This is a genomic window from Peptoniphilus sp. Marseille-Q6390 (assembly GCF_965119475.1).
This window is the reverse complement of sequence record NZ_CBCPLS010000001.1, coordinates 1032058-1045093: the sequence shown is the minus strand read 5'-3', so window position 1 is coordinate 1045093 and position 13036 is coordinate 1032058. Positions and strand designations below refer to the sequence as shown.

General features: G+C 35.9%; 14 protein-coding genes. 7 read left to right on the top strand and 7 right to left on the bottom strand.

Annotation, left to right across the window (positions count from 1 at the left end; genetic code table 11):
- Positions 1–19: 19 nt before the first annotated feature.
- Together ACWPVO_RS05045 and ACWPVO_RS05040 are read right to left on the bottom strand one after the other, a co-directional pair.
- Positions 20–538: a nitroreductase family protein gene (locus tag ACWPVO_RS05045; RefSeq protein ID WP_454206965.1), complete on the bottom strand. Its 519-nt coding sequence runs from the start codon at positions 536–538 to the stop codon at positions 20–22.
- A 401-nt stretch (positions 539–939) separates the two neighbouring features.
- Positions 940–1116, bottom strand: a complete 177-nt coding sequence (locus ACWPVO_RS05040; protein WP_005955485.1) for a hypothetical protein — start codon at positions 1114–1116, stop codon at positions 940–942.
- A 181-nt stretch (positions 1117–1297) separates the two neighbouring features.
- On the opposite strand from ACWPVO_RS05040, the gene ACWPVO_RS05035 reads away from it, so the two are divergent.
- On the top strand, positions 1298–1960 hold the full coding sequence (locus ACWPVO_RS05035; RefSeq protein ID WP_005955532.1) for an S-layer homology domain-containing protein: 663 nt from the start codon (positions 1298–1300) through the stop codon (positions 1958–1960).
- A 152-nt stretch (positions 1961–2112) separates the two neighbouring features.
- Here the strand turns inward: ACWPVO_RS05035 and ACWPVO_RS05030 are convergent, their stop codons facing one another.
- From ACWPVO_RS05030 to ACWPVO_RS05010, 5 genes are read right to left on the bottom strand one after another with little or no spacing between them, the layout of a single operon-like run.
- Entirely contained in the window at positions 2113–3552 is a 1440-nt protein-coding gene (locus ACWPVO_RS05030) for a bifunctional metallophosphatase/5'-nucleotidase (RefSeq protein WP_005955546.1), read from the bottom strand.
- Positions 3549–4361, bottom strand: a complete 813-nt coding sequence (phnE, locus tag ACWPVO_RS05025) for a phosphonate ABC transporter, permease protein PhnE (protein WP_454206962.1) — start codon at positions 4359–4361, stop codon at positions 3549–3551. The genes ACWPVO_RS05030 and phnE (ACWPVO_RS05025) overlap by 4 nt, the downstream gene beginning before the upstream one ends.
- 1 nt (position 4362) lies before the next feature.
- Entirely contained in the window at positions 4363–5184 is an 822-nt protein-coding gene (phnE, locus tag ACWPVO_RS05020; protein ID WP_454206960.1) for a phosphonate ABC transporter, permease protein PhnE, read from the bottom strand.
- On the bottom strand, positions 5181–5945 hold the full coding sequence (gene phnC, locus ACWPVO_RS05015; RefSeq protein ID WP_412276879.1) for a phosphonate ABC transporter ATP-binding protein: 765 nt from the start codon (positions 5943–5945) through the stop codon (positions 5181–5183). The genes phnE (ACWPVO_RS05020) and phnC overlap by 4 nt, the downstream gene beginning before the upstream one ends.
- Positions 5946–5985: 40 nt before the next feature.
- A complete protein-coding gene (locus tag ACWPVO_RS05010) occupies positions 5986–7023 on the bottom strand; it encodes a phosphate/phosphite/phosphonate ABC transporter substrate-binding protein (RefSeq protein ID WP_285043925.1) in 1038 nt (345 codons plus the stop codon).
- Positions 7024–7211: 188 nt separating this feature from the next.
- On the opposite strand from ACWPVO_RS05010, the gene rlmD reads away from it, so the two are divergent.
- The 6 genes from rlmD to ACWPVO_RS04980 all read left to right on the top strand — a co-directional run bounded on the left by rlmD (position 7212) and on the right by ACWPVO_RS04980 (position 12961).
- Positions 7212–8546 (top strand): 23S rRNA (uracil(1939)-C(5))-methyltransferase RlmD, encoded by a 1335-nt coding sequence (rlmD, locus tag ACWPVO_RS05005; RefSeq protein ID WP_454206958.1) that lies wholly within the window; start codon positions 7212–7214, stop codon positions 8544–8546.
- A gap of 161 nt (positions 8547–8707) precedes the next feature.
- A complete protein-coding gene (locus tag ACWPVO_RS05000) occupies positions 8708–8989 on the top strand; it encodes a CD1845 family protein (protein WP_001267198.1) in 282 nt (93 codons plus the stop codon).
- A gap of 90 nt (positions 8990–9079) precedes the next feature.
- Positions 9080–9850, top strand: coding sequence for a replication initiator protein A (locus ACWPVO_RS04995; protein ID WP_000344984.1), 771 nt, complete (start codon positions 9080–9082; stop codon positions 9848–9850).
- A complete protein-coding gene (locus ACWPVO_RS04990) occupies positions 9847–10698 on the top strand; it encodes an ATP-binding protein (RefSeq protein WP_007894699.1) in 852 nt (283 codons plus the stop codon). The genes ACWPVO_RS04995 and ACWPVO_RS04990 overlap by 4 nt, the downstream gene beginning before the upstream one ends.
- Entirely contained in the window at positions 10695–11180 is a 486-nt protein-coding gene (locus ACWPVO_RS04985; RefSeq protein WP_000606558.1) for a PcfB family protein, read from the top strand. The genes ACWPVO_RS04990 and ACWPVO_RS04985 overlap by 4 nt, the downstream gene beginning before the upstream one ends.
- The gene (locus ACWPVO_RS04980) at positions 11177–12961 is read left to right on the top strand and encodes a VirD4-like conjugal transfer protein, CD1115 family (RefSeq protein WP_454206955.1); all 1785 of its coding nucleotides are present in this window, start codon (positions 11177–11179) and stop codon (positions 12959–12961) included. The genes ACWPVO_RS04985 and ACWPVO_RS04980 overlap by 4 nt, the downstream gene beginning before the upstream one ends.
- The last annotated feature ends 75 nt before the right edge of the window (positions 12962–13036 follow it).

Here is a 13036-nt window from a genome sequence, read left to right as displayed (position 1 = left end):
TAATCGGATTTTTCATAAATTAAAAGTTGTTGTAGTGTACCTTTGAGGATACGTCAAATTCTTCGTGGTCTTTTGTGCCTGATTTTTTGTAGCCAAGTGGTATTAGACATTGAGCCCTGTAAGGTTTTTTCACGCCAAAGTTTTCTTGGAAGTATTCTTCATAAGAAATTTTGCCAGCAGTGTTTCCTTCTTTTACGTTGATCCAAGATGATGATAGACCTTCTTCTTCAAGTAGAAGTTGTAAGTAGGCTGCTGTAAGTGAAGCTTCTTCGACCCAAGTTTTGCAAATATCTGTGTTGGCAATGACAATTACAATTACTGGAGCTTCTTTAAGGTAAAGAGTTGCGAAGGAGTCCATGTTGGATAGTTCTTCGATCTTTTCCTTGTCATCAACTACTATGAATTCTACTGGATGGGAGTTGCCGTTGCTTGGTCCCATGGAAGCATACATTAAAAGTTCTTCTAACTTTTCTCTGTCAACTTCTTTGTCTTTATATTTTCTAACGCTTCTTCTTTTTAAAATTATATCTTTTAACAAAATATCACCTCTCTTATCATTCTACCATAAAAAAGCGTGCAGGGAAGTCTGTGAAAATATATTCATAATATTCTTAATAGATAGGACTAAAAACTTGTATAAGATTGAAAATAAGCCGATATAGAAAAGTTAAAATATTTGAAAATATTTTCATAAAAATGTTGACAAAAATTATTAACTAAAGTACAATATACATGAAGTGAAAACTTCATCATCTTTTTTCTTCCCTTAGAGAACAGTTATTGAATACATAATCTGTTCTCTTTTTATTTGCATAATTTTAATAAATAAGTTATCTTATGTAAGATTATAAAAGATGAGAAATTTTAATGAATTTAAAATCAATAATTTTTTTGAGAAGAGTTTAAAGGACTCTTCTTTTTATTTTAACTTTATATAAGTTAGTGAAAGATAAAGCTTCTACAATTTTTTGTAAAGTCATAAACACTTACGGGGCTATAAAAGCTTACAAAGTCATAGAAAATTATTAAGTCATAGGAAATTATAAGGCCATAAATATTTACTGAGCCATAGGAATTTACTAAGCTGTAAGAAATTAAAAAGTCGTAAATTTTCACAAACTTACCTCATCTTAGGGCTTAAAATCCAAAGACTAAATGATAAAATATTATATTATGATAATAAATGAACTAATGTTGCAAGAGTGTTACATCAAAAAATCCTTTGTAACAGAAACTTAAAATAGAAAACCTGTTATATAGAGGACTTTGATATATAATAAGAGTGAAGGTGATAAAGATGAAGATTTTTAAAAAGACTTCATTGATCATTATCTCCTCAGCATTGATTTTGACAAGCACTGTATCTGCAAGAACTTTTAGAGACACAAGAGGTCATTGGGCAGAAGCTTCAGTCGACTTTATAACTGACAAGAAGATTATGTCTGGTTACCAAGATGGGACTTTTAAACCTAATGAAAACATGTCAAGAGCAGAGTTTTATGCCACTGTAAATTCTCTAGTGGGTTATGATAAGACTTATACTGTGACTTTTTCTGATGTAAGTACATCTGATTGGTTTTACAATGATGTAGCTAAGGGCATAAAGGCAGGTTACATTACACCAACAACTGGTAGGCTAAATCCAAATAGGGAAATTACACGAGAAGAGGTTGCAGAAATTCTTGGGTATGTTTATTCGCTATCACCGAGGGAAGCTTCAACAAATGAGTTTGGCGACAGGGCAAGGATAAGCCCTTCGGCAAGGGGCTATGTAGGCGCCCTTGTGGATGCAGGGATTCTAAGAGGTTATTCTGATGGTAACTTTTATCCCGCAAGATCAATTAGGAGGTCAGAAGCTGCTACGCTTTTTAGGTCGATGATTTCTAATTACAACTATCCACAAAAGAAGGCTCTAAATAATAGCAAGATTAAATTTGGAGGCAGAGATCTTTATGAATAAGGCAGGCGACTGTCTTATTTTTTTGCCTAAATTTATTGGGAGTGAATTTAAAGTCAAAGAATTTTTTCTGAATTATAAATCTTAAATTAAATAGTCAAAAAAAAGAGACCGAAGTCTCTTATTTTTGCATTTATAAAATTTTCAAATTTATTCTATAATTTTCTAAAATAATCTAAGAGGATCTCTGAGGTCTCCTTGTCGTAATTTTTTATTACTCTTAGGTCCTTATACATATCAAAGCCGCCGGCTCCTGTGGCCCTGTAGTTATTCATGACAAGGGAGAAAGTGTCTTTGTCTTTAACTTCCTTGCCCTTGAAGAAAATTTTGCCAATTCTCTCACCAACTTTTTTTGTAAGGTCCTTTTCAAAGTCTATTCCGTAGAAGTAGTCAAAGTTGTAGTGTTCTTCCTTTGGTTCCAAAAACTTCTTTGAAATTTTATAGGATCCATCATACTCAATGTAGGAAAAGTTTTGTTCTAGGGCAGCTCTAAGCGTCTTGCCGTCAATTTCAAGTACTACTGTTGTGTTAGGGAACCTGTAAGTGTTTAGGACGTCTCTTGTGGTCAAGTTCTTCTTTAGACCTGAGATAACATTGGCAAAGGAAGTGATAGAAATATCTGCTCCCGTGTAGTCCAACTGAATCTTATTTATTAGGTCTGCAAGGTCTGAACCCTTAAGAGCCATTTTTATCCTGTTTTCTGGCATGTAGTCGCGACTGAGCTTTGCTATTGGCACATCGAGATAGTCTTGGACTTTTTCTTCAACGCCTTTATATTTTTCTATTAGGGCGTTGTCTCCAAGCTTTGGTTCTATGAAGGAAGCCTGCATTTCTTTTGTTGCAAGATTAACTTCAACAAGGGCGGCCTTGGATCCATTTGCTGGAGTTTCAATAGCAAGGGTCTTGCCAATGTAAGCAGCAATCTCCATGTGTTGGTGGCCTGCCAAGATTAGGTTGAAGTCCAATTCTTTTGCAAGTTTCCCACCAATATTTTCTGTGGTTTCTGAAAGTTTCTTGCCACTCTCTAAGTCGATTTCGTAACCGCCGTGATAGATTAAAATATTAAAATCTGTATTTTCTTTTTTAAGTCCATCAAGGGCCCTCTTTGCTCCTTCAAAGGCATCTGTGACTTCGAAGTTCACAAGATTTTCTTTTCTCTCCCAGAGGTTTACCCAATCTGTAACCACACCAGCAAGCCCAATCTTGTGGCCATCAATTTCTTTTATGGCAAAGGGCTCAAACTTAATCTGCCCAGTCTTGTCTATGACGTTGGCACAAACTAACTTGCCTTTCATGTTTTCCACATAAGTCTTTAGGTAGTCGTAGCCGTAGTTGAAGTCGTGGTTGCCCAGTGTGTAGTAGTCAACATTTTGCATTATATCTGCAATTATTTCTGAGCTTAAATTTTCTTTCACATAATAGGCGAAGGAAGACCCCTGTAGGATGTCTCCTCCGTCAGTTAAGATAGTCGTATCATCTTTTGCTATATTATTTAATATAGACAGGTAACCTGTGTTTTTTTCTTCTCTATCAAGATAGTCTGTTGGGAAAAAATATCCATGCAAGTCTGATGTGTGAATTATTTTTAAAATCATTTTTCACCCACTAGTCTTGATCTTATTTTTGTTGAGAAGTATTCAATAAATAAAACTAGAACAATTAGTCCCAAGAGGATAGCCCCAACTTCACGCCACTTGTAGGAGTTAATAGCGAACATAAGTGGTGAACCAATACCACCTGCTCCAACAAGTCCAAGGACTGAAGCATCCCTTAAATTTATGTCAAAACGATAAATTGTTGTTGATGCAAAGTTGGCAAAAAGTTGTGGAATTATACCAAAGCGAATCTTTTGGAAGGTTGTGGCTCCAATTGATGAGAAGGACTCTAGTATTGCCTTGTTAAGGTTCATTATGTTATCTGAAAATAATTTTGTAAGCATACCAATAGATGTAAAGGACATTGTCATAAGTCCTGCAAAAGGGCCAGGTCCAGTTACCCTAATAAACATAAGCCCATAAACAATTGCTGGAATTGTCCTAATTAGGATAATAAACATCCTAATTAGGTAAGCCACTGGAGCTGGAACAATATTTGATGATGCCAAAAAGCTAAGTGGCATGGCAATTATTGCGCCCACAAGAGTACCCAAGAAGGCTATACAAATAGTTTCAAGTAGTAGGTAAGGAACACCCTTTGTAGTTAGGTTAAAGAGCATATCCCTATTTGGGTTAAAGATTCCCTTAATAATATTTTTGGCTACTTCCATCCCATCTTTTGTAGCAGAATCAAAATTAATTACAGAAGATGACCAGATTATCATAAATAAAACCACTGCTACAATCATCAAGATGTAGCCATGATTTTTCGGTTCTGATTTTAGTTTTTCTATTACTTTTTCTGACATATTAATTCAACTTTCTTCTAAAGTAGGAGCTGATATTTTCAATGACAAATACTGTTAGAAGTAGCATCAAGAGTATCATGCCCACACGGTTGTAGTCTCTCCAGTTAATGTTTTCGTTAATAAGAAGTCCCAGTCCACCGGCACCAACATAACCAAGGATGGCAGCGTATCTCACATTACCTTCAAAGTTATAAAGGGCAGTTGATAAATAAAAGGGAAGGATCTCTGGCACAATAGATTTGAAAAATGCCATAGTCCTAGTGAAGCCCATGGAGATCATTGCCTCAAAGGCTCCCATGTTAACTGTTTCGATTTGCTCATAAGTTAGCTTTCCAACATAGGAGAAGGAAAATAAAAATATGGCAACTGTACCAGCAAAGGCACCAAGTCCAAAAATATAAGTTGCTATAAGTGCAGACACAAGTGTTGGAATGGTACGTAGGATTGAGAAAAGTAATTTAACAATCCAGTTTATGACCTTGTTATTTACCATGTTGTTTGATGCCAAGAAGGCAAAGGGCATAGCCAAAACTGCACCCAAGAAGGATCCCAAGAAGGACATCTTTATTGTGTCAAAAAGTGGTCCCACTATTGAAGGGAAGTAGGATGTATTTGGCTTAAACATAGGAGATAAAATTGCAAAGAGCTTGTGAATATTTTTCACAAGGCTTGCCAGTGAAAAATTTGTAACCCTTACAGAAAGGATGGTAAATAGGAGCAAGAGAATAAGTACAGGTATTGTCAAAGTTGGCTTCTCATAGACTTCCTTACCAGACTTTAAGGTATGTTTTTTTGGTTTAAAAATTTTGTAGTAGAGGCTCATACTTCCTCCATTTTTATTTCTTCAAAGGAATCTCCATAAATAGATTTTAAAACTTTGTCGTCCACATCCTTGGCTGGGCCATAATAGATTACTTCGCCATCACGAACGCCAAGAACTCTTGTGGCATATTCAAGGGCAAGCTCAACGTGGTGGATATTTAATAGGATAGTGATTCCAAGATTTTCGTTGATCTTTTTAAAATAATCCATAACCTGTCTTGCAGTTACTGGGTCAAGACTTGCAACAGGTTCGTCAGCAAGGATAATGCTTGGGTTTTGCACAAGAGTCCTAGCAAGGGCAACCCTTTGTTGTTGACCACCAGATAGGTTGTCAGCTCTTTCGAAGGCCTTGTCAAGGATGTCAACTTGCTCAAGAGCTTCAAGAGCCTTTAGCTTACATTCCTTTGGATAAATTCCAAGAAGTGACTGGATGGGATTTAAATCAGGAACAAAGGAAGACATTACGTTTTTAATAACAGAAATTCTCTCCACAAGGTTAAAGGATTGGAAGATCATACCAATATTTCTCCTGAACTTGCGAAGGTCCTTTCCCTTTAGAGATTTTACGTCAACTCCATCAACAGTAAGAGTCCCCGCATTAATGTCGTGCATCTTATTTATAGTTCTAATAAGGGTAGACTTACCAGCACCAGACCTTCCTATTATGGCAACGAACTCTCCGTCCTTAATAGTCAAGTTGATATCTTTTAGGGCCTTAAATCCACCAGGATAAACTTTATCTACATTCTTAAATTCAATCATAATTCTCCTCATAAAAAAGAGCTTCTAATGAAGCCCTTTCTTAATTTTTAAGTTCTCTTAATAATTTTTGTGCTTCTCTTTCACCATCATAGTTCTTGTCATCAGCAGGCTTGTAACCTTCGTGGCTGTAGATAGCAATGATGTCCTTACCTTCTTCGCTTTCACCGATTTCAATGAAAGAATCTTGAAGAGCTTTTTTGAAGTCATCTGTCATAATTTCAGAGTTCTTAGAAACTGAAATTGTGTCGTTGTAAATTTTATCAGTTACACCGATTACATTTGTTTCGTCCCAGATAGACTTAGTCTTGCCAAATTCCTTTTGCCATTTTTCAGCGTTGTCAATTCTCACATCAGAGAAACCTACCATAATATCAACTTGACCAGAAGCAAGTCTTGCCATAGAAGATGGGTAAGAGTCAGCTTGAACAACTGAAGGAAGATCAGTTAGACCCTTTTCATAATTCTTTTGTAACCATAGGTATGGGTAGATGTAACCAGCAGATGAAGATGATCCCATTACAGACCATTTAGCACTTGCAAGGTCTTCCCAAGTTAATTTTTCTCCATTATTTACTTTTGCAGCAAGTTCTTGACCCTTTGCAGATGGACCAGCAATGATAAGTGATCTGTAGAAGTCAACTTGGTCTTCAGCCTTTTCTGTAGGCTTCTTGTCGTTCCATTCTTTTGGATCTTCAGCATCAATAGAAAGACCCTTTCTTGTTGCAGTAAGAAGAACTTCAGCACCATCATCGTAGATAGCATAAGTTCCACCAGGGATAAATCCAACATCAACTGAGCCAGCGCTTAGAGCTTCACCAGTTGATTCGTAGTTTGTACCAACTGTGATGTCAATGTTCTTAACATCGTAACCTTTTTCAGCAAGCTTAGCCTTTAAGATTTCCTTAAGTGGTTCAGTCTTAGTTACAATTTCGTCTGGTTCTCTTGAAGGAACAAATTGAATTTTTAAATCTTCAATAACATTACCTTCGCCATCAGCTTTTGCCTCTTTCTTGTTACCGCCACAAGCAGTAAGAGTCATTAGCATTGCAAGTAGCAATACCAACCATGATTTTTTCATATAATACCTCCAAAAAATTTTCGTGGGACTACCCACTAACAAAGTCTTGTCAAATTTATTATACCAAATAAAAGAAAAATATAAATTAAAGACTATAAAAAAATTAAAAATTGTAGCTAATATTTCTTAAGCTATTAAATTGAGGCAACATATTTAATTTGATATAATTTCTCTAAAGGAGTGAAGAAATGAGTATCATAGTTAAAATAGATAAATCAAGATTTCCTAACCTATCAAGAGGAAGCTTTGAAGATAGAGAATACCACTTTAAGGGTGGCATAGTTGGACAAAGAGTTGAGATAAAAGTAAGAGGCAAGAAGTCAAAGAAGGCCAAGCTTCTCAACATAATAGAAAGATCTGACATAGAAATAGAAAGTCAGTGTCCTCACTCTGAAAAGTGTGGCGGATGTAGCTACCAAACCCTAAGCTATGAAGAGGAACTTAAATACAAAAAAGAATTAATAGAAAACTTATTTAAAGAAAATGGAATCGAAAGAGAAATGGAAATTATTCCTTCGCCAGTCCACAAGAACTATAGGAACAAAATGGAATACACCTTTGGCGACGAGTACAAGGGTGGACCCTTGTCCTTGGGACTTCACGTGAAGAATAGATTTCATGAAATCATAAACACCACAGACTGCAAGATTGTTGACGAGGACTTTAACACAATAAGAGAAGAAGTGAGAACTTATTTTGAAGACCTTGGCGAAGTTCAATACAACAGGAAGAGACACGAAGGATTCCTCCGTCACCTCCTAATAAGAAAGGCAACAAAGACGGGTGAGATAATGATTTTACTTTCAACATCAAGTCAAAGCAAGCTTGATGAAGAAGCCTTTATAAGATTTTTACGTAACCTAGACCTCAAAGGACAAATCGTATCAATCTATCACGTGAAGAATGATGCCCTATCAGATGCCATAGTGCCAGAAGAAATAAAATTAATTTACGGCAAGGACCACATCGAAGAAGAAGTCCTTGGATTAAGATTTAAAATAAGTCCCTTCTCCTTCTTCCAAACAAACACAAAATCAGCAGAAGTCCTCTACAAGATGGCGAGAGAAAAAATCGACGCAAAGGACAAGTTAGTCTTTGATTTATATTCAGGAACAGGAACCATAACCCAAGTCCTAGCAGAGTCAGCAAAAAAAGTTATAGGAGTAGAAATAGTAGAAGAAGCAGTAGAAGCCGCAAGAGAAAATGCAAAACTTAACGGAATAGATAACGTCGAGTTCATAGCATCAGACGTTTTAAAAGTATTAGACGAATTAGACAAGAACCCAGACCTAATAGTCCTTGACCCACCAAGAGAAGGAATAAACCCAAAAGCCATAGAAAGAATTATAGACTTCGACCCAGAAAAGTTTTTGTATATATCCTGCAACCCAGTAACCCTAGTAAGGGATCTCGGAGTATTTAAAGAAAGAGGCTATGAAATAGAAGAACTAGAAATAGTAGACCAGTTCCCAAAAACCTCCCATGTGGAGTGCATAGCGTTGATACAAAGAGTGAAATCGTGAAAATCCTGCATTTTAAGCAGTTTTACAAACATTATGTATTTGTAGAAGACGGAGAGGGAGGACGAAAAAAAGTCTTAAAAAATTATATGGATGTGAATGTTTGCATTGATATGGTGTGTGGAGATACAAAGAATGTTTTTGAAAGTGAGGAATAAGAAATTATGAGATGGATAATAAAAATAATCTTATTCCCAATTAGCTTGGTGTTAAGTATCCTCACAGCATTTCTGACATTTCTACTTGGTATCGGAACAGCCCTACTATATTTGCTGATGATGTTTTGTATATTTGGAGCAATTGCATCTTTTCTGCAAAAAGAAGTTACCATCGGAATAGAAGCATTGATTATTGGATTCTTAGTTAGTCCATACGGAATACCGATGGTTGGTGCAACTGTTATAGCTTTTTTACAAGGTATCAATGAGGCAATAAAATCAATCTAAAAAATTTCATAAAAATGGTTACCAAAGGCGATAGATGAAAAAACTATCGTCTTTTTCTTTGCAAATTTTTAAGGAGGGAGGTGATCTTGCATGGACTTTGACTATTTCTATAACAGAGAAGCAGAGCGATTTAACTTTCTGAAAGTGCCTGAAATATTAGTAGACGGAGAAGAATTTAAGGGACTGTCTGCTGAAGCCATTATCCTATACTCCATGCTTTTGAAACGCACAGGAATGTCCTTTAAGAATAACTGGGTGGACAAGGAAGGCAGAGTATTTATCTATTTTACTGTTGAAGAAATTATGAGAAGAAGAAATATCTCAAAGCCTACTGCCATAAAAACATTGGACGAGTTAGACAGCAAAAAAGGAATAGGACTGATTGAAAGAGTAAGGCTTGGACTTGGTAAGCCGAATGTCATTTATGTTAAAGATTTTATGAGCATAATAGCGGTAAAAGAAAATGACTTTCAGAAGTCAAAAAACTTAACTTCAGAAGTAAAAGATTTTAACCTCAGAAGTAAAGAAAATGAACTTCAGGAAGTTCAAAATGTTGACTCTAACTATATAGAGAATAATAAGAGTAAGTATAGTAAGAGAGAATATAGTTTTGGGGAAAACGGACTTGGAACATTTCAAAATGTTTTTTTAAAGAATGAGGATATAGGCGAATTACAAATAAAAATGGCAGGAGAGCTTGATAACTACATTGAGAGATTATCAACCTATCTTCAAAGTACTGGAAAGACATATAAAGACCATAAAGCAACAATTCTTTCTTGGTTTTATAAAGATCAGGGAAGTAAGAAAAAAACCAATATCCCTACATGGGAGGAATATAACAAGGGAGTACATTTATGATTAAAGAATTAGAGAAAGTGATGATAGAAGATGTGGAATACAGCTTCAATCCTGAAAAAGAATACATCAAAGACGGACACGCCTACTGTAAAGTGTGCCATGAAAGAAAAGATGGAAAAGCATTAGAATTTTTTGGAAAGCAGATGATATTTAAGACAGCTTGTAAATGCGATAGAGATAGAGAAGCAAAAGAAAAAGAAAGACAAAAGCAGCTTGAAATCGAGAGATTAAAAAGTATCTGCTTCACATCCATGATTCAATGGGCATATACATTTGAAAACTATCAGGGAAAAGAAAATCAGAGTCTTATCATCGCAAAGAATTTTGTAAAAGATTACGAACTGATGAAAAAAGAAAACATCGGACTCTTGTTTTATGGTTCGGTGGGTAGCGGAAAGACCTATCTTGCCTGCTCTATTGCCAATGCACTGATTGAACAGTATCAGATAAGCGTCAAGATTAGAAACTTTTCACAAATAATCAACGAACTTCAAAAAGGCGGATTTGACCTTGATAAAAACGCATATATCGAATCCCTTGTAAACACTTCCGTTCTCATCTTAGATGATTTAGGAATTGAAAGGGATACAAGCTATGCCAAAGAGCAGGTATATAACATTGTGAATAACAGGTACTTAAAGCATAAGCCAACAATCTTTACCACAAATCTTTCATACAGCCAAATTGAAAACTGTACGGAGAGTGTGGAATACCAAAGAATTTACTCAAGAATTATCGAGATGTGTATTCCTGTGATGGTACTTGGAGAAGATTACAGAAAAGTTATTCAGGAAGAAAAATTAAAGAGGAATAAAGAAAGATTACTGACTGGAGGTGAGAGAACTTGATCAATGAAGAAATCGCAAGAAAAACGCTTAACATGGAAGTGAAAGCTGCTAAAGTAACAGGAAAGCTAATTCTGAACTTATTAAAGAAACTGATGAAAGAGGCTGAAAAACTTGGAGGACTGGAAAAGCTGGTTAATGCTAACGGAAATGAAGTAAAGCTCAAAGATATGGTTAAAAAGGGACAGCTTGAAGAAATTCCGGTAGAAGAAGCAGAGCTGAAGGAACTGAAAAAGGAACTTAATCGGTATGGGGTAAAGTTTTCGGTGATGAAAGATAAAGAAAGCGGTAAATACTCCGTATTCTTTCAGGCAAAAGACATGAAAGTCATGGATAAAGCCTTCAAACACGCTCTTGCAGAATCAGAAAAGAAAACGGAAAGAAAAGAATCTATCCACAAGAATATTGAGAAGTTCAAGGAGATGGCAAAGAACACTGTTTCTAAAGATAAAGTTAAGAATAAACAAAAGGAGCAGAGCCTATGATAGATAAGATACTAAAAGACATCAAAGGCTTATTTAAGGTGCAAGATAAGGCAAAGTTGCTAAAGCAGAATATTCCCTATCTTGCATTTTTCTATGTTGGCAATATCTTTTCTCATCATGTAAGAGCCTATACTGGTGGAGATGTGATAGACAAAATCTTTCAAGGAATATTAGAACTTAATACCATGAGCTTTATTCCAAGTATTCATCCTTCTGACATTTTAATGGGCGTGGGAGTGGCAGCTCTAATTAAATTTATTGTCTATACCAAAGGGAAAAATGCAAAAAAGTTTAGGCAGGGGAAAGAGTATGGTTCAGCAAGATGGGGAACGAGAAAAGATATAGAGCCGTATGTGGATGAAAAGTTCCAAAACAATATCTTGCTTACTCAAACAGAGCGATTAACCATGAATGGCAGACCGGCAAATCCAAAGTATGCAAGAAATAAGAATGTACTTGTTATTGGTGGTTCTGGCTCCGGAAAGACGAGATTTTATGTAAAGCCAAACCTAATGCAAATGCACTCGTCATATTGTGTTACAGATCCAAAAGGCACAATAGTCATTGAGTGTGGCAAGATGCTTGAAGATAATGGCTATGAGATAAAAATCTTAAATACCATCAACTTCAAAAAGAGTATGAAGTACAATCCATTTGCTTACATCAGAAGTGAAAAAGACATACTGAAACTGGTGCAGACAATTATTGCGAACACTAAGGGAGAGGGAGAAAAAGCAGGAGAAGATTTTTGGGTGAAAGCCGAAAAGCTCTACTATACAGCTCTTATCGGATATATCTTCTATGAAGCTCCAAGAGAAGAAAAGAACTTTGCGACACTACTGGATATGATAGATGCTTCAGAAGTCAGGGAAGATGATGAAACATACATGAATCCCATTGATAGGCTATTTGAAGCATTGGAAAAGAAAGAGCCTACACACTTTGCAGTTAAGCAATATAAAAAGTATAAACTTGCTGCTGGAAAAACAGCAAAGTCTATTCTTATTTCATGTGGTGCAAGGCTTGCTCCTTTTGATATTCAAGAGCTTAGGGACTTGATGAAAGAAGATGAACTTGAGCTTGATACACTTGGAGATAGAAAGACAGCACTCTTTGTTATTATCTCTGATACAGATGATACTTTTAACTTTGTGGTGTCTATCATGTACTCACAGCTATTTAACTTACTTTGCGATAAGGCAGATGACGAGTACGGGGGAAGATTACCTGTTCATGTAAGGTGCTTGCTTGACGAATTTGCCAATATCGGCTTAATTCCGAAGTTTGAGAAGTTAATAGCGACAATCCGTTCAAGAGAAATTTCAGCAAGTATTATCTTGCAGGCACAATCTCAGCTAAAGTCAATCTACAAGGACAATGCAGATACGATTGTAGGTAACTGTGATAGTACGCTATTCTTGGGTGGAAAGGAGAAAACAACTCTAAAAGAGCTATCTGAAACATTGGGAAAAGAAACCATAGACCTGTATAACACATCGGAAACACGCTCCAATGCCAATAGTTATGGATTGAATTATCAAAAGACAGGTAAGGAACTGATGAGTCAAGATGAGATAACGGTTATGGATGGCAGTAAATGTATCTTTCAGCTTAGAGGTGTCAGACCGTTTTTGTCAGACAAATTCGATATTACAAAGCATAAGAATTACAAGTTACTTGAAGATTTTAATAAGAAAAATGCCTTTGATATTGAGGAATATATCAAGCGAAAAGGGAAAGCAAAATTAAATAGAGAAACGGTTATTACAAGAGTGCAGTAAGTCTAACGAACATAGATTTGCTGCTTTTTTATTACTCAAAATCAGGAGGAAAGATGGTAAGGATAAGAAGTCCCA